Raw genomic sequence first — 16939 nt, 5'->3', positions numbered from 1 at the left:
TTCATCCAGTGAATTAGTCTATGTCTCATCAGTCCGAGCTCATCAGTTCCGATATCCACGCCTATCTCGCTCAGCACGAGCGCAAGGAATTATTGCGCTTCTTGACCTGCGGCAATGTCGACGACGGCAAGAGCACCCTGATCGGGCGCCTTTTGCACGATTCGAAAATGATTTACGAGGACCAGCTGGCGGCGATCAAGAAGGACAGCGTCAAATCGGGCACCACCGGCGGCGATATCGACTTGGCGCTGCTGGTCGACGGGCTCCAGGCCGAGCGGGAGCAGGGCATCACCATCGATGTGGCCTACCGGTATTTCTCCACGGCGAAGCGGAAATACATCATTGCCGACACGCCGGGGCACGAGCAGTACACCCGGAATATGGCGACCGGAGCGTCCACCTGCGATTTGGCCATCATTCTGGTCGATGCGCGTCACGGCGTGATGACGCAGACCAAGCGTCACAGCTTTATCGTGTCCCTGCTGGGCATCAGGCACGTGGTCGTAGCCATCAATAAGATGGATCTGGTCGGCTACAGCGCTGACGTATTCGAGCGCATTCGCAGCGATTACCTGGCGTTCATCGAAAAACTGGATATTCACGATGTCCGCTTTATCCCGCTGTCGGCTTTGAAGGGGGACAACGTCGTCAGCCGTAGCGAGGAAATGCCCTGGTATCAGGGGCAGGCGCTGATGGAGCTTTTGGACACCATCGAGATCGCCAAGGACCAGAATTTTACGAATCCGCGCTTTCCGGTGCAGTACGTCAATCGACCGAATTTGGATTTCCGCGGTTACAGCGGCACCGTGGCCGCGGGGGTTTTTCGCAAGGGCGATCCGATTACGGTGCTGCCGTCCAAGAAGACCAGCCGCATCAAGTCCATCGTGACTTACGACGGAGAACTGGAAGAAGCATTTCCGCCTCAAGCCGTTACGATCACGCTTACGGATGAAATCGACGTGAGCCGCGGCGACATGCTGGTCCGTTCCGATGACTTGCCGATGCTCGGCACCCGTTTCAAGGCCCATATCGTGTGGATGACCGAGGCGCCTTTGGTTCCGGGCCGCCAGTATTATCTGAAGCAGATGACCAAGGTGGTCAACGGCTCGGTTTCTCAGATCCATCACCGCGTCGATATCAATACCTTGGAGCAGCTTCCGGCGGACCAGCTCAAGCTGAACGAAATCGGCTTGTGCGAGGTCTCCCTGAGCGGGCCGATCGCGTTCGATCCTTACAAGGTTTGCAAGGGCACCGGATCGTTCATCGTCATCGATCGCCTGACCAACGTTACCGTCGGCGCCGGCATGATCCTAAGTCAGGCGGACGGCGAATCCGGTTTACGGCGGGTGACGGTTGAAGAGCGGAGCGCGCGTTTCGGACAAAAGGCGGTGACGCTATGGATTACCGGCGAACGCCGGCACGATGTGGCGTATGAACTCGAACGGAAGCTCTTCGATGTCGGGCATGCCAGCACCGTTTTGGATAACGAGGCGCTGGGCGTACAGGTTCAAGCCATTGCAGAGCAGATCAACCATGCCGGACTGATCTGCATCTGTCCTTGCGAAGCAAGCCCGAGTGGCGACGGTTTGAGCGCGCTCCATGTTTCGGCCGATGAAATGGAAGCGGACGAAGTGCTTGCGTTATTGAAGGAAACTCAGGTCCTCGAGTTCTGATCGTCTGACTTGATTTTCCGTTTCCGCCCATTCCGCCATCGCCGCGGAATGGGCATTCCAGTATCGGCCGTTTTCCCTGCGGTAGCTTTCCAGTTTTAGATCATCCTTCCGGTTGCCTACGAGCACGGTAAGTGCGCCTGTCTCGGCGGTATTCAGTACCGGTATGTTCATGTTTCCGTAGCGTTGCAGCACCGCCCGATGAGGAAACCCGTATCGGTTCAGATAGCCTGCGGGAATGAGAGCGTAACGAGGCTTCACGGCAGCCAAAAAGGCGGAGCTTGAAGAGGTTTTACTGCCATGATGGGGGACGACCAGAATGTCGCTGGCTAAAAGATGCCCGTAACGGTCAACCAATAGGCGTTCACCGGTTTTTTCGATGTCGCCGGTCAATAGTGCGCTGCCGCCGGGCCCGCTGATTTTCAATACGCAGGAATTGTCGTTCTCGCGCTCGCTTTTTTCGATGGGCGCGAGCATCTCGAATTTGACGCCGTCCCATTCCCAGGACTGTTCGGCTTTGCAGGTTTCAGTCGAAAATTCCGATAACTTTTCCGGCACGCTGGTATAAGTCCGCCCGACCACAAATCGTCTGAGCAGCGACGGCGCGCCGCCGATGTGGTCGTTGTCGCCGTGACTTACGATCAAGGCGTCGATGCGCTCGATCCCTCGATGGCGGAGATAAGGCTCGATGACGGCGGAGCCGATATCGAACCGGCTCCCGAACCGGGCTCCGGTGTCGAAGATCATGAGGTGTTCGCTAGTCTCGACGGCAACGCCGAGTCCCTGGCCTACATCGAGCAGGGTAAGCAGGAAGCCCGCTTGAGGCGGCCTATCGGGCTGCGCGGTCACGGCCGGAACGGCCAGAACGAGACCGAGCCAGCGCGCCGGAATGCCCTTGGGGGATAGCAGCAGCACGAAGCCGCTCAATGCCAGCGGAATGGTCCAGAACGGCGGTCCGGCATGGGTCCACTGAGCCACCGGCTGTTCGGCAATCCATTGGAGAAAAGGCCACGTCCATTCAAGCAGGCGTGATGCCAGGATCAGCAGCGCTTCGCCCGCCACCGGCAGTATCGGTAACAGCAGTGCGCCGGTCAGGCAAACCGGAATCAGCAGCAAGCCGATCACGGGGACGGCAAACAAGTTGGCAATTGGAGAAATGATCGAAACCTGCTGAAAGAATAACAACAGCAGGGGTGCAAGGCCTAGCGAGGTGGCCCAGTTCACCCGCATCATGGCCCGCCAACCGCTGATTTCGCCTCTTCTGTATGAAACAGCGAAAAGGATTAGAGCGACAGCTGTGAAGGAAAGCCAGAATCCCGCCGAAAGAACCGCCAACGGATCGTAAAGCACCACGGCCAGCAAGGCCGTCGCGAGGACATGAAAACTATTGAGATGCCGCCGGCCGATGACGGCGCCCATGACGATGCCGATCATAATCATGGCGCGTTGAGTGGGAATCGCGAAGTTCGCCAGCGCCGAGTAGAAGAGGGCGGCCGCAAAAGCACAAACGGCCGCAACAGTCGGCGGCGACCAGCGCATGATGCCCAACCTCGACCACATTCGGCGTATGACGAAAAAGACAAATCCTGCGACTAAACCGATATGCGAGCCGGAAATCGCAACCAGGTGAGTCGTGCCCGTGCGCCGAAGCACGTCCCATTGAATGGGCGTAATGTCATCGTCGACTCCCATGACCAGAGCCTTGATGATTCCGGCTGCGGGTTCGTCGTTCAGTGTTGCCGAAAGGCTATCGTAAAGGGCCTGCCTCCAAATTTCGAATGAATACCGGTTGTCTCCCGCATCGAGCCGCCGATTGTCCGGAGACTTCGCGACGTAACCGACCGCGCGGATTCCCTGGGCAAACAGCCATTGTTCGTAGTCGAGACTTCCCGGGTTCAGCATTCCATGCGGCGGCTTGAGCTTTACTCTGAGCTGCCAGCGTTCGCCCGCTTTTGGCGAAACTCCGCGGTCATACCAGCTCAGGCGAACGCGTGACGGCAAACTTAGGTCGTCGGGCTGTAGAGTTTGTTCAATATCGAAGTCGAAACGGAAACCGTGGTCCACGGGCTGGGGAATGGTACGAACGACGCCTTCGACGACGGCCGTTTGTCTCTCAGTTGCAGTCGGAAGACCTTGGTCGAGTCGAATTCCGGCAAAGGCAAGCGCCCAGAGGATGCCGAACGCAAATGCTGCCGGAAAACGCAGCTTATAATAAACGGCTAGACCGAAAGCGGAGCTCAAGAGGACGAAAGCCCAGGCACCGGGCAAAGACGGAAGTTGCTGGACAGCGCTGACCCCGCCGACAAAGCCGATGGCTAGCGGAAGAACCAGCGGGCTGCGGGTTTGTGGATGGAGAATTTCATTCAACTTTGAATTTCAAATCCGTACAATAGCGCGCCTTTTACCTAAAAAAATAGTTCACAATCATCCCAGTTAAGGGCTATGCCTAAAAAGTTTTTTAAGCGCTACTTGCCGGACCCGAAAAAAGTAAAGGAAATTAAATCGCTGGAGTTTTTGGGGGATAAGCTTCACTCGCCGAATTTATGGCATCTGAACCGTCGGTCGGTATCACGGGCTTTTGCCATAGGGCTATGGGCCATGTATACCCCGCCATTGCCCTGGCAACAAATCATCGCCGCGGTTTTGGCGATCTATTTCAATGCCAATTTACCTATCGCCGTGGCCTTGGTCTGGATTACCAATCCGCTGACCTGGGTGCCGATGTATTACTTCGCCTACAAGGTAGGCGCGCTTGTTATGGGACAAGCAGCTTTCGACTTCGATCAGTTCTCGGAACTGTTCACCATAGAAAAAGCATTGGAGTTAGGGGCACCCTTGCTGATTGGTTGCGCCATTCTGATGCACCTCGGGGCCGTCCTAGGCTATTTCGGCATACTTTTCATGTGGCGGCGATCCGTGCGACATCAGGTGGAATTGAGAAAGTTCCGCAATGCGGAATTGAGTACGGCCATTATGGTCCGGGAAAGCTACGCGTCGTACAAGAAGTTCCTGGAACACCGGCACAAGCATCAGAACGATCGATTGATCGGAGCAGCGAAGCCTGTCGCGAAGAAAGCAGGCTAATCGTAATGCTGCTTTAGGCGGACGGGTTCGGATAGGTTTTCCGGCTTGACGATCCGTCCGTCTTCCAAATGCAATATCGTGTCCATCCGCTGAGCCAAAGACGGATCGTGAGTGACGACTAGGAAACTCACCCCGTTTTCTTGGTTCAGCTCCAGCATGAGTTGATACACCTGTTCCGCGGTTTTTCGATCCAGATTTCCGGTCGGTTCGTCAGCCAAAACGCACTTTGGTTTCGTGACCAGCGCGCGGGCGACGGCTGCGCGCTGGCGTTCGCCGCCCGATAATTCTCCGGGTTTATGCTCCAGGCGTTTGCCGAGTCCGACCCGCTCCAACATCGAAGCCGCGCGCTTTCTTGCTTCATGTATCGGCAGCTTCGCGATCAAAAGCGGCATGGCGACGTTTTCCAGTACCGTGAATTCACCCAGCAGGTGGTGGAATTGATAGACGAATCCAAGCACCCGGTTACGCAGTTGGGCGAGCTTGCGTTCGTTCAGTGTTCCCAGGTCCACGCCGTCCAGTTGGACTTGCCCTCGGGTTGGCGCGTCTAGACCCCCGAGTAAGTGCAAAAGCGTGCTTTTGCCCGAGCCGGACGCTCCCATAATGGCGACCTGCTGTCCCGGTTCGACGGAAAGCGTTATGCCCTGCAACACATCGACGCTCAGATTGCCTTGGGCATAACGCTTGTGCAGATCGCGGCACTGCAGCACCGGCTTATTCATAACGGAGTTCCTCGGCGGGCTTGATGCGAGATGCCTGCCAGGCCGGATAGATCGTCGCCAGGATGGAAAGCAGGAAGGCCATGCCGGTAATCCGGTACACGTCGGACCAGATCAGTTTCGACGGCAGCTCGCTGATGTAGTAAACGTCGGCCGACAGGAAATGAACGCCGAACAACCGCTCGATCGCCGGTACGATGGTTTCCACATTCCACGCCAATAAGACTCCGCCGACACCGCCCAGCAAGGTGCCGAACGTACCGATGACCGTACCGAGCACGATAAATATTCCCATGACTTCGAGTGGAGTCATGCCCTGGGTTCGGAGGATCGCGATATCCGAACGCTTGTCGGTGACCACCATAACTAGTGTGGAGACGATGTTGAAAGCGGCAACCGCGACGATGAGCAGGAGAATGATGAACATCACCCGCTTTTCGGTTTGTATGGCTTTGAAGAAGTTGCTGTGCGACTGCGTCCAGTCGGCAATCTGATAACGCCCATCGAGTTTGGGGCCAAGGTCCCGCGCCACTCGCTGCGCGTAAAATACGTCGTCCAGCTTGAGTCTAAGCCCCGATATGGCGTCATCGAGGCGAAACAGCTTGGCGGCGTCTTCCAGCTGAATCAGCGCCAGATTCCGGTCGTACTCATACATCCCGACCTGGAAAACTCCGACCACCGTAAAGCGCTTGAGGCGCGGCAGAATGCCGGCGGGTGTTGCCGTAAGTTGCGGGGTGATGACGGTCACCTTGTCGCCGGTGAGGACACCCAGATAATCAGCCAGCTCAGAACCGAGAATAATGCCGAATTCGCCGGGTTTGAGCGCTTCGAGGTGGCCTTCCACGATGCGGTTGGCGACCTCGGACACGCGCGGTTCGTAGTCGGTCATGATGCCGCGCAGCATCACGCCGCTAACTCGGCGGTCCGAGTTGAGCATGGCTTGACCTTCGATATAAGGTGCCCAGCCTAGAATACGGGAGTCTTGTTCGAGCGGGGGTTCAAGCGAGCGCCAGTTCCGCAGTTGGCCATCCAAGCCGGAGATGGAGGCATGCGAAGTCATGCCCAGTATGCGTTCGCGAAGTTCCGCTTCGAATCCGTTCATCACTGACAGTACTGTAATCAAGGCGGTGACGCCCAAGGCGATGCCCAGAACCGAAGTGAAGGTAATGAACGAAATGAAGCGCGTGCGCCGCTTAGCCCGCGTATAGCGCAGACCGATGAAAAAGATCAGTGGCTTAAACATGCGCCGATATCGACCGGGCTCCGCAAAAAGTGAGCTTCATGGGGAAAAAGAAGGTTGTCGGGAATCAGAGAGGCGATTGGCCCTTTTGGCAATCCATGCAGATGCCGTAGAGACAGAGCGAATGATCCGTCAGCTTAAAATGTTTCTCGTTTGCTATTTCGTTTTGGCGGCGCTCGATGAACTCGTCGCTGAATTCTTCGACTCGGCCGCACTTGACGCATACGATGTGATCGTGATGCTCGCCGCGGTTTAGCTCGAAGATCGAGTTTCCGCCTTCGAAATGATGGCGTTTGACCAAGCCCGCCGCCTCGAATTGGGTCAGGACTCGGTAAACTGTGGCCAAGCCGATTTCTTCACCCTCGCTGAGCAGCGACTTGTAGACTTCTTCCGCTGTCAGGTGTCGATCCGATCCGCTACGGTTCTCCAGCATCTCTAGAATCTTGACGCGCGGGAGAGTCACTTTAAGCCCGGCGTTTCGTATGTCTTGACTTTCCAAAGCGGCAACCTACGCAGTGTTTTAACTCTGTCGATCGAGTATGATTGGACGTTGGGTCCGATTCTCCGCAATCATAACATGCCGAAGCGTTTCATCGTAATAACCTACTGCCTGACTCTGTTTTTAGCCGGCTGTTCCACCGAAAAGCTTAAAGAGTCCCTACCTGGGGTGTACCGGCTCGACATCCATCAGGGCAATATCGTTTCTCAGCAAATGGTGGATCAACTTCGGCCCGGTATGACCAAGCGGCAAGTGGCATTCATCATGGGTACGCCACTGGTCGTCGATCCTTTCCACGACGATCGCTGGGACTATATCTATTCCAACGAGCCCGGTGGCAAGCAGCGGATGCAGAAGCGGATTACCCTGGTTTTCGACAAGGATGAATTGATCGGGCTTCAGGGTGACTTCCGACCGGGCAACCTTCCCGAGATTGAACCCGGCAAGGATGTGACGATCGATATCCCGAAGATCGAGCGCGAGAAAAGCTTGTGGGAAAAGATCACGGGTTTGTTCCGAAAAGGCGATTAGTAGAGTGCGAGGAGTCTCGGTCCGCGGTTCTACTTCTTCGCTGCCCGCGCGCGCCGAGCTTCTTTGGGGTCGGCGATCAAGGGGCGATAAATCTCCACTCGGTCGCCCGGCTTTATCGGTTGGTCGATGGAGCAGACCTTGCTGAAAATTCCAATCTTGTCCTTTGTCAGGTCGATCTCCGGGAAACGGTCCAGGATACCTGATGCGGCGATGGCGGTTTCCGCTGTCGCATTTTCCGGTACGTTCACGGTGAGAATGACCTGTACATCCGGTTTCGCGTAAGCGACTTCGACTTTCATTTCTTTTGCTGCTTGTCCGATCTTTACCGAATCAAATCACGCCGACGGCGCTAAGGGTGACGAGGGCGACAGCCAAGGGAGAAACGTAGCGAATAGTAAAACGCCAATAGTTATAAGCCGACCCCATTTCGAGCTCCGTTTCCGAGGTCTCGCGCCTCATGATCCAGCCGGCAAATAAGGCAACCAAGATGCCGCCAACGGGCAACATGATATTGGCCGTGAGAAAATCCACGAGCTCGAAGAAATTCTTGCCGAACCAGGTATTTCCGGACCATAGATTGAACGAAAATACGGTTCCGAGCCCAAGTAGCCAGCAGCCTAGTCCGCTCCAAAGACAGGCCTTCTCGCGGCTCATCGCCTGGTTTTCGGACAGCCAGGCCACGGCGGGTTCGATCAAGGCAATCGCGGAAGTAATCGCCGCAAAAAATACGAGAACGAAAAACAATACCCCGAACAGTGAACCGCCGGGCATTTGGCCGAAGGCGATGGGCAGCGTCTGAAAAATCAGGCCGGGGCCCATGGTCGGCTCCAAGTGGTTGGCGAATACGATTGGAAAAATGGCGACACCCGCCAATAAAGCCACTAGGGTGTCCGCGGAGGCGACAAAAATGGTAGACCGCGAAATCGAAACATGATCAGGGAGATATGAGCCGTAGATCATGATTGCGCCCATGCCCAATCCGAGAGAGAAAAAGGCCTGCCCCATCGCGACCAGCACGCTCTCGCCGTTGATGCGGCTGAAATCCGGCTTGAACAGGAACGACATTCCCTGGCCGAATCCGTCGGAACTCATCGCATAACCGTCCAGGAGTATGAGCATGATGAACAAGCCCGGCATCATGAAGCGCGTCGCTCGCTCCAGTCCGCCGCTGACGCCGCGGCTGACGATGAGCATCGTGGCGGCCATGAAGACAGTGTGCCAGATAAACTGAATTTCCGGAGCGCTTTTGAGGTCGTCGAATACCCGTGCGGCGGTTTCGGCGCTGATATGGCTCATGTAGCCGCTGTTCATCTTCAAGATGTAGACCATCGACCAGCCGGCGATGACCGAGTAATAGGACAGAATCAGGAAGCCCGACAACACGCCGAGCCAACCGGCATAGTGCCAGGCAGGATCGGCTTTCGCTTCCTGTGCCAGCGACAACATGGTATTGATAGGATTTTGCCGACCGCGGCGCCCCAGCATGGTCTCTGCGATCATGATCGGAATACCGATGGCAGCGACGCATAAGAGGTAAACCGCGACGAACGCTCCGCCTCCGTTTTCGCCGGCCAGATAGGGAAACTTCCAGATATTCCCGAGGCCTATGGCCGAACCGCTTGCAGCCAGAACGAACGCCAAGCGCGATGACCATTGGTTGTGCAGAAAACGTTGATCGGTCATGTGTTCTCCGAATTATTATGCTGAGCCAATCGAAGGTCCGGGCAACCCGAGGTTGGGGTAAAATAACAAGATTTTTCCATCGAGTCAGGCAATTTAGTTTTAAGTACATGGCCGCAAAGAAAAACAAGGATACAGCCGGAAGTGGCACCATCGCTCTCAACCGGCAAGCCACGCACGAGTATTTCATCGAGGAGCGCTACGAGGCGGGACTAGTCCTGCAAGGGTGGGAGGTGAAAAGCTTGCGTGCGGGAAGAGCGCAGCTGAAGGAGAGTTATGTCACGCTGAAAAACGGCGAAGCCTGGCTGCTCGGAGCACATATTTCTCCGCTGGCTTCTGCCTCCACCCATGTCACACCCGATCCCATCCGAACCCGGAAGCTGCTCCTGCATCGTCGAGAATTGAGCAAGCTCATCGGTCATGTGGAACGCAAAGGTTATACTTTAATTCCGCTCGCGCTGTATTGGAAAAGCGGACGTGCCAAGCTGGAAATCGGTTTAGCGAGAGGTAAGAAGCAGCACGATAAGCGTGCCGCCGAAAAGGAAAGGGACTGGCAGCGCGAGAAGCAGCGCGTATTGAAGCAGCGCTGAGACTGAATTTTTGGATCTGGCCTCTCCTGCCCAGCGGGTTGCCTCAGGAGTGAATTTCCGGCTGCCCCGTGCAGATTTGGCAAAAATCACGCATTCAGAAGAATTTGACGATAACGATGCATTGGATTGAGCACAATCACCTCTTGGTCTTGGCTTTATTGGTCTTGGCGACTGGCTTTTCCTTCGCTCATCGAGCGGAGGCCGGTCCTTATGCGGCGCTGGTGGTGGAAGTCGAATCCGAGCGTCCACTGTTCGAGCGGAATGCCGACGAGTTGAGGCATCCGGCATCGCTCACCAAGATGATGACGCTTTATCTGGTCTTCGAAGCTTTGGCTAACGGACGCCTTTCTTCCGATACCCTATTTCGGGCGTCCCGGTTTGCGGTTCTTCGTCCCCCGTCGCGATTGGGGTTGAAATCAGGCGATACGATCACGGTCGAGCAAGGCATATTGGCTTTGGTAACCCGGTCCGCAAATGATGCGGCGGCGGTGATCGCCGAAGGAATGGCCGGTTCCGAGTCCGCGTTCGCGCAGCTGATGACCGAGAAAGCTCGCGAGCTGGGCATGGAGCGCACCGTCTACCGGAATGCGTCCGGCTTGCCCGATCCCAATCAAGTCACGACGGCTTGGGACCAGTTCCGGCTCGGGAAGTCCCTGTACAAACATTTTCCCCAGTACTATCCCTACTTCTCTACGACCCAGTTCCAGTTCGAGGGCCGTAGCTTTCATAATCACAACCATCTCCTGAAAAACTATCCGGGAACGGACGGGATCAAGACCGGGTTCGTCAATGCGTCCGGTTTTAACCTCGTTGCATCGGCGCGGCGAGGCGGTCAACGGCTGATAGGGGTGGTTTTTGGCGGAACCAGCGCTTCGGCGAGGGATGCCCATATGCAGGATATACTCGACTACGGCTTTGCGCAGCTCAACGGATTGGAATACGAGGTGCGTACGGCCTCCTTTGACCAACCGGAACCGCCTGCTTTACTCTCGCGTCCAAAATTGCCTGAACGGTCGGTCGAGAAGTCGGGCGGAAAGAAAAACGTCAAGTTAGCGGGAGGCAACAGGCGCTCCGCCGATGAAGGAGATGGACGCGAGAAATCGGGCACCAATCGTGGAAAGCAGGCCTGGCACATTCGTGTGGGCACATTTTCCGCCGAAAAGCCGGCGGAACAGCGGCTGTCGAAGGCTTTGAAGCTCGCTCCATATCCGCTTCGTCATGCACGTGCAACGGTGACCGCGCGCTCACAGGGCAGAAAAAAGCTCTATCTGGCCATTTTCAACGGAATGACGAAGGAGGACGCAACCGCGGCCTGTCAGGCGCTCAAACGTAAACGCATAGAATGCGTTTCGGGGCGTTCGTCTAGGTGAGTCGACGCCGGTGCTTGTCATATTCGTGAAACGTTAACAGGGCGGGGATGGCTAATTTGAACAAATGCATGGCAGTAGCCGGCATTCTCGCAGTCGTCTGGCTGATTTATTTATTGATGCCCATTTTGACGCCTTTTGTGGCCGGCGCGCTGATAGCCTACCTGAGCGATCCCCTTGCCGACCGTTTGGAAGCGCTCGGACTAAAACGTCAAAATGCCGTCATCGTCGTGTTTGCAGTCATTGTTTTAGTTATCGGTCTAGTGCTTCTGCTGATCATCCCAATGTTAGAGGAGCAGATCAGCCGGTTCATCGATAATCTCCCCGCATACACCCGCTGGTTTAAAACGTCCGTTGTCCCTTGGGTGCAAAAACATTTAGGAGTCCGCATCAAGTTTGTCGATCTGGAACAGGTGGCCGGGGTTTTGAGCGGGCATTGGCAGCAGGCGGGAGGGGTGGCGACCACTGTGCTGTCCTCTTTGTCGCATTCCGGCGCCGTAGTCATCTCGTGGCTGATGAATCTGGTGCTGATTCCGGTGGTCATCTTTTATCTGCTGAGGGACTGGGATGACATAGTCGCCCGTGTCCACGATCTCTTGCCCCGTCGCTGGGCGCCGGTTGTCGTCATATTGGCGGAAGAATCGGATGAAGTGTTGAGTGCCGTGTTTCGAGGTCAGTTTGCGGTCATGGCCGCTCTGGGCACGATTTACAGTATCGGATTATGGCTGGCCGGACTGGACTTGGCGCTTCTTATCGGCATGTTTTCCGGGCTGATCAGTTTCATACCGTATGCGGGTTCCATCTCCGGCGTGGTGGCTGCATCGATAGCGGCGTTGGCACAATTCGGAGATTTGTGGTCGATCGTCCCGGTTTTGGCTGTATTCGGCGTAGGCCAAATGCTTGAGGGCGTTTGGTTAACCCCGTGGCTGATAGGAAATAAGATCGGACTGCATCCCGTCGCGGTCATTTTTGCTGTTCTGGCGGGCGGTCAGCTGTTTGGTTTCCTAGGGGTGTTGCTCGCATTGCCCGTTGCTTCGGTAATCATGGTGATGATTCGGCATATTCATGGCTTTTATAAAATGAGCGATCTGTACGGCGACGACTCTTCTGAGGGAAATTCCGGACAGTTCGGCTGATGAGCCGTGGAAATACGGTTTTCGATGCGCAGGCTTAAATATCATTCATAGCTAATTAAGCCAAATTGGTGTATCATCCTGCGCCGCGGTGTACGGTGATATATCGGATCAGTTCAGGAAAACGGCTTTGGCAAAACAGGGTTTGTTGTCCGATTTGCCTGGTATCCGTGAGAACGAAAAACAGTAGTGTTGGAGGTTATGTAATGATTTTTGCTAAGAAAGCGATGCTTGCTGTGGCGGGTGTGGCGATGCTGGCATCGGCCGCCGTTAACGCGGAGACGATCGAAGTAAAAGGCCAAGGTGTGAAATTCGCGCCCGAGTTTATTCACGCTAAAGTTGGCGATGTTATTTCGTTCCGCAATATGGCGACCCATTTCGTGGAGAGCGTAGAAGGCATGTGGCCGGAAGGGGCTCCGAAAATGCTGTCCGCTATGGGCGCCGATTACGACTATGCCGTCGAGAAAGAGGGTCTGTACGTCTTCAAATGTCCGCCGCACTGGGGTGCTCGCATGGGCGCCGTGATGGTAGTGGGCCAACCGGCTGATCTGGACGCTACGGTAGAAAAATACCTTCAGGTTGCCGATACCGTTAAAGAAGCGAAGCCTGCGAAAGGTCTTCTAACGAAATTCAAAGAGTCTGAGAAGAAATAATTATCCTTTTTCAGTCTCTACTTAAAGGCGCGCCGAGTTCAGCTCTGCGCGCCTTTTTTCGTTTAGGTCTTGTGAGGCGATATTTCTCTATGGGTTGCCGGCCGGTATCCCGTGGCGCTAGGGACATTGCCGTCCCGCGAAGATCCGAATTATTCGGGCTTGTTGAAAATGCGGTTAGGCTGAATCAGCGGTGGGTATATGTGGCTCTCAATGCCTCTAGATCCAGTATACGGATATGTTTATGGCGGACCGTAATCAGCCCGGCATCTTCTAGATTCCGCAAGGTACGGCTGACCGTCTCGAGTGCTAATCCCAAAAAATTGCCTATTTCCTGACGAGTAAGGGTGAGATTGAAGTCCACCGGCGAAAAGCCGCGTTTTCGAAGGCGGTCGGACAGATTCAGGATAAACATGGCAACCCGGTCTTCTGCCGCGCGCTTGTTGACAATTACTTGATCCGTTTCCTCGTCCAGCTTGGCGCTGGCATGGCGGAAAAGTTCCCGCAGCAAATTCGGTACTTCGTGGCACAATTGGTCGAGTTGATTGGCGGGAAGTTCGCAGTAGCTCAAGGTTTCGAGCGCGATTGCAGAGCACTTGTGGTGATTCGTGGCCAGTGCGTCGAAACCTAATAGTTCCCCCGGTAACAGCAAGCCGGTGATGTATTCGTAGCCTTGCGCGTCGTAAATGACGGTCTTGGCCGTTCCTCCCTTGATCGCGATGACCCCGCGGAACTTGTCGCCCTCGCGGAAGAGATGCTCGCCTCGTTGTAAGGTTTTCTTACGAGCGACGATGCGGCTGATGCGTTCGATATCCTCCTGGGCTAATCCCCGAGGAATGCACAATGAAGTCAAACTGCAATTTTGACAGGTAACTTGCAGTTTCGTCTTAAGGTCGAGCGAAGGTGTTGTGGTCACGAGTTCGATTGGACGGATAATCAGCCGGGATAAACCGTTTGCAGTTTTTGACGATTGGTAACAAGTCGGAGGCGGATGCTAATAGTTGCTCAAGCCGCGTATTCCATCGCATGAGCGCCCATAATCGCGAGGCGATGGCCTTGCGTCAAGTCATCAAGCGGATAACCAGCGTGTATCGCTAGCGCGGTTGATTCGCTCGCGGTGTTTTATATTAAACATATCATCTCAAATTGGGGAGACCGCCCGATCGAGTTAAACCGCTCAGGAACCGAACCTGTTAAAATTCGCGCGATTTTTGACGTATCGGAATTATGATGAATCCCCCCGACGTAATGACCCCTTACCAACTCGTCGGCGGCGAGAGCGCCGTTCGGGAACTGGTGGAAAGATTTTACGGGTACATGGATGTAATGCCGGAAGCTCTCGATATTCGAGCGATGCATCCTGCGGATTTGGCCGGTTCGAAAGACAAGCTGTTCAAGTTTCTGTCCGGTTGGCTGGGAGGTCCCGATCTTTTTCAGGAGGAGTTCGGGCATCCGCGCCTTCGGATGCGGCATTTTCCGTTTTCTATCGGCACGAAGGAACGGGATCAATGGCTGCTTTGTATGTATAAGGCTCTCGACGATATGCCCCTGGACCCCGCTTTGCGCGAGTCTCTGGCCCGGGCATTCGCGCAGACTGCGACTCACATGATCAACCGGGGCGAGTAACCGCTCATTACACACTGACACGGAACATACCATGAGAATGAGCCCCAAGGCGTTCTTGGACTGGGAGACCAAACGCATCACGCTGCTGGGCATGTCCGGCGTCGGCAAAACGACGCTGGCCAATAGTTTGCCCAAGAAGACGTGGTTCCATTACTCCGGCGACTATCGAATCGGCACCCGGTATTTGGATGAGCCGATTCTCGACAATATCAAGCGGCAAGCCATGGACGTGCCGTTCTTGCGCGATTTGCTGCGTTCCGATTCGATTTATATCCGCAGCAACATCACCGTAGACAACTTGGCGCCGGTTTCGACGTTCCTCGGGAAAATCGGCGATCCGGCGAAGGGCGGACTCACTCCGGCCGAGTTCAAGCGTCGTCAGGCCCTGCACCGGCAGGCCGAAATCGCCGCCATGCGCGACGTGCCGGAATTTATCGAAAAGGTCGACTCTATCTACGGCTACAAGCATTTCATCAATGACGCGGGCGGCAGCGTCTGCGAACTGGAAGATCCGGAAACCATCAGGATTCTCGCCGAGCACACGATTATTCTGTATATCAAGACCACTCCGGAATTGGAGCATCTTCTAATCGAGCGCGCTCAACGCGATCCCAAGCCGCTGTACTATCGGGAAGAGTTTCTGGACCGGCAACTCGCCGAATTCATGGCGGAAAAAGCCTATTCGGCCATCGAGGATATCCCGCCGGACGAATTCGTTTCCTGGGTGTTTCCCCGGCTGTTCCGCGCGCGCTTGCCCAATTACCAGGCCATCGCCGACGAATACGGCTACACCGTCGATGCCAATGAGATTGCGAACGTTCGAGGTGAGAACGATTTCATTCGTCTCATCATGGACGCCTTGGGGCGCTGATCGCGTTAATTCAGTTTCGGAGAGCTTGAAGACATGCCTTTGGTAGCGCACACCGAATTGCCCACGTTCAGGCGCTTGAGGGAGGAGGGGCAGGAAATCCTCTCGGTCGAGCGCGCTCGCCATCAGGACATCCGAGAAATGCATATCGGGCTTCTCAATATGATGCCGGATTCGGCTCTGGAGGCGACCGAGCGGCAATTTTTTCGCCTGGTTGGGGCCGCCAATCCGATCGTGCAGTTTCACATGCATCCGTTCACGATCGAAGGCATACAGCGGAGCGAACAGGCGCAAAACCATATCGACCGCTATTACGAGACCTTCGGGCAAATCAAACGCGATGGGCTCGACGGGCTGATCGTGAGCGGCGCGAACGTCACTCATCCGCATCTTCCTGAGGAGGCGTTCTGGCAACCGTTGACCGAAGTGTTCGACTGGGCGAAGCAGAACGTCACGTCCATTTTATGTTCGTGTCTCGCGACCCATGCGCTGTTTCAGTATTGCCACGGCGTAGAGCGCACTCATTTGGGCTTCAAGCGTTGGGGAGTCTATTCCCACCGAGTGGTCGAGCGGCGCCATCCTTTGGTTGCCGACATCAATACCCGTTTCGACGTGCCTCACTCCCGTTACAATGAAATTTTTCGGGAAGATATGGAAGCTGCCGGGCTTAAAGTTCTGGTTGAAAGCGAGGAGGCGGGCGTCCATCTCGCGGTGAGCCCGGACCTGTTCCGCGTAGTCTATTTCCAAGGGCATCCGGAGTACGACACGATCAGCCTGCTGAAGGAGTACAAGCGCGAAGTGATGCGCCACTACCACGGAGAACGCGAGGATTATCCGCCGTTTCCGGAACATTATTTCAATTTGGACGTGGGCGGTGTACTTAACGAATACGGTCAACATCTCCGAAGCGCCCGGCGCCTTGGCAAAACGCCTCCGGAGTTTCCCGAAGAGGAGGTGATCCGGCATTTGGACAACACTTGGCGGGATACTGCGAAAGCGGTGTTCAACAATTGGTTGGGGTGTATTTACCAAGTCACCGATCAGGACCGCCGTAAACCGTTTATGGACCATATCGATCCCGATAATCCTCTGGGGCTAAGAATATGATTCGGCGTGGCTCTGTGCGGAACCGCGATTAGTCGTTCCGAGTCGTATCTCCGAAACTCGGGACGATGGGGCGCACGTACGGCGAACTCCGGCCGCTCGAAAACTGATCATGGATTATCCAGACTGATGACAGATCAGGCCTATTTATGTCACCTTCTTTGCCCTTAGAACGAGAACA

The 16939-nt window shown here is 55.3% G+C and carries 17 protein-coding genes; 10 read left to right on the top strand and 7 right to left on the bottom strand.

The features are described from left to right. Nucleotides 1–20 precede the first annotated feature (20 nt). Nucleotides 21–1673 carry a sulfate adenylyltransferase subunit CysN gene (gene cysN / locus ACWJJK_RS14090; RefSeq protein ID WP_156879402.1) on the top strand — a complete coding sequence of 551 codons (1653 nt, stop codon included), beginning with the start codon at nucleotides 21–23 and terminating at the stop codon, nucleotides 1671–1673. Here the strand turns inward: cysN and ACWJJK_RS14085 are convergent. Further along, entirely contained in the window at nucleotides 1641–4037 is a 2397-nt protein-coding gene (locus ACWJJK_RS14085) for a DNA internalization-related competence protein ComEC/Rec2 (protein WP_156879403.1), read from the bottom strand. The genes cysN and ACWJJK_RS14085 overlap by 33 nt on opposite strands. A 75-nt stretch (nucleotides 4038–4112) precedes the next feature. On the opposite strand from ACWJJK_RS14085, the gene ACWJJK_RS14080 reads away from it, so the two are divergent. Beyond that, nucleotides 4113–4754: a DUF2062 domain-containing protein gene (locus ACWJJK_RS14080; protein WP_077729890.1), complete on the top strand. Its 642-nt coding sequence runs from the start codon at nucleotides 4113–4115 to the stop codon at nucleotides 4752–4754. Here the strand turns inward: ACWJJK_RS14080 and lolD are convergent. The 3 genes from lolD to fur form a co-directional block, all read right to left on the bottom strand. Next, entirely contained in the window at nucleotides 4751–5473 is a 723-nt protein-coding gene (lolD, locus tag ACWJJK_RS14075) for a lipoprotein-releasing ABC transporter ATP-binding protein LolD (RefSeq protein WP_077729889.1), read from the bottom strand. The two genes, ACWJJK_RS14080 and lolD, sit on opposite strands and share 4 nt — an antisense overlap. Beyond that, nucleotides 5466–6713: a lipoprotein-releasing ABC transporter permease subunit gene (locus ACWJJK_RS14070; RefSeq protein WP_077729888.1), complete on the bottom strand. Its 1248-nt coding sequence runs from the start codon at nucleotides 6711–6713 to the stop codon at nucleotides 5466–5468. Before ACWJJK_RS14070 ends, lolD begins: the two co-directional genes overlap by 8 nt. A 64-nt stretch (nucleotides 6714–6777) precedes the next feature. Beyond that, a complete protein-coding gene (gene fur / locus ACWJJK_RS14065; RefSeq protein WP_077729887.1) occupies nucleotides 6778–7209 on the bottom strand; it encodes a ferric iron uptake transcriptional regulator in 432 nt (143 codons plus the stop codon). Nucleotides 7210–7287: 78 nt separating this feature from the next. Between fur and ACWJJK_RS14060 the strand changes: the two genes are divergently transcribed. Further along, nucleotides 7288–7740 (top strand): outer membrane protein assembly factor BamE, encoded by a 453-nt coding sequence (locus ACWJJK_RS14060; protein ID WP_086135079.1) that lies wholly within the window; start codon nucleotides 7288–7290, stop codon nucleotides 7738–7740. Nucleotides 7741–7769: 29 nt separating this feature from the next. On the opposite strand, the gene ACWJJK_RS14055 is transcribed toward ACWJJK_RS14060, so the two are convergent. Together ACWJJK_RS14055 and ACWJJK_RS14050 are read right to left on the bottom strand one after the other, a co-directional pair. Then, nucleotides 7770–8039, bottom strand: a complete 270-nt coding sequence (locus ACWJJK_RS14055; RefSeq protein ID WP_077729886.1) for an RnfH family protein — start codon at nucleotides 8037–8039, stop codon at nucleotides 7770–7772. Nucleotides 8040–8070: 31 nt separating this feature from the next. Next, nucleotides 8071–9423 (bottom strand): sodium-dependent transporter, encoded by a 1353-nt coding sequence (locus ACWJJK_RS14050; protein ID WP_156879404.1) that lies wholly within the window; start codon nucleotides 9421–9423, stop codon nucleotides 8071–8073. 107 nt (nucleotides 9424–9530) lie between these two features. On the opposite strand from ACWJJK_RS14050, the gene smpB reads away from it, so the two are divergent. The 4 genes from smpB (at nucleotide 9531) to ACWJJK_RS14030 (ending at nucleotide 13163) form a co-directional block, all read left to right on the top strand. Next, nucleotides 9531–10010 carry an SsrA-binding protein SmpB gene (gene smpB / locus ACWJJK_RS14045; protein ID WP_086135021.1) on the top strand — a complete coding sequence of 160 codons (480 nt, stop codon included), beginning with the start codon at nucleotides 9531–9533 and terminating at the stop codon, nucleotides 10008–10010. A 116-nt stretch (nucleotides 10011–10126) separates the two neighbouring features. Continuing rightward, a complete protein-coding gene (locus tag ACWJJK_RS14040; RefSeq protein WP_077729883.1) occupies nucleotides 10127–11380 on the top strand; it encodes a D-alanyl-D-alanine carboxypeptidase in 1254 nt (417 codons plus the stop codon). 47 nt (nucleotides 11381–11427) lie between these two features. Then, nucleotides 11428–12513, top strand: a complete 1086-nt coding sequence (locus ACWJJK_RS14035) for an AI-2E family transporter (protein WP_454128197.1) — start codon at nucleotides 11428–11430, stop codon at nucleotides 12511–12513. A 203-nt stretch (nucleotides 12514–12716) separates the two neighbouring features. Then, on the top strand, nucleotides 12717–13163 hold the full coding sequence (locus tag ACWJJK_RS14030) for a plastocyanin/azurin family copper-binding protein (protein WP_077729881.1): 447 nt from the start codon (nucleotides 12717–12719) through the stop codon (nucleotides 13161–13163). Between the two features lie 184 nt (nucleotides 13164–13347). On the opposite strand, the gene ACWJJK_RS14025 is transcribed toward ACWJJK_RS14030, so the two are convergent. Then, nucleotides 13348–14013, bottom strand: a complete 666-nt coding sequence (locus ACWJJK_RS14025; protein WP_240502472.1) for a helix-turn-helix domain-containing protein — start codon at nucleotides 14011–14013, stop codon at nucleotides 13348–13350. Between the two features lie 377 nt (nucleotides 14014–14390). Between ACWJJK_RS14025 and ACWJJK_RS14020 the strand changes: the two genes are divergently transcribed. Genes ACWJJK_RS14020 through metA form a run of 3 tightly spaced genes read left to right on the top strand, consistent with a single transcriptional unit; the run spans nucleotide 14391 to nucleotide 16761 of the window. Continuing rightward, a complete protein-coding gene (locus ACWJJK_RS14020; protein WP_077729879.1) occupies nucleotides 14391–14786 on the top strand; it encodes a group II truncated hemoglobin in 396 nt (131 codons plus the stop codon). Nucleotides 14787–14817: 31 nt separating this feature from the next. Then, the gene (locus tag ACWJJK_RS14015; RefSeq protein ID WP_086135023.1) at nucleotides 14818–15657 is read left to right on the top strand and encodes an ATPase; all 840 of its coding nucleotides are present in this window, start codon (nucleotides 14818–14820) and stop codon (nucleotides 15655–15657) included. Between the two features lie 33 nt (nucleotides 15658–15690). Then, nucleotides 15691–16761, top strand: coding sequence for a homoserine O-succinyltransferase MetA (gene metA / locus ACWJJK_RS14010; RefSeq protein ID WP_086135024.1), 1071 nt, complete (start codon nucleotides 15691–15693; stop codon nucleotides 16759–16761). The last annotated feature ends 178 nt before the right edge of the window (nucleotides 16762–16939 follow it).

The organism is Methylocaldum gracile (assembly GCF_053646815.1).
Note: the sequence above shows the minus strand (reverse complement) of the source record. Positions and strands in the feature narration are given on the sequence as shown.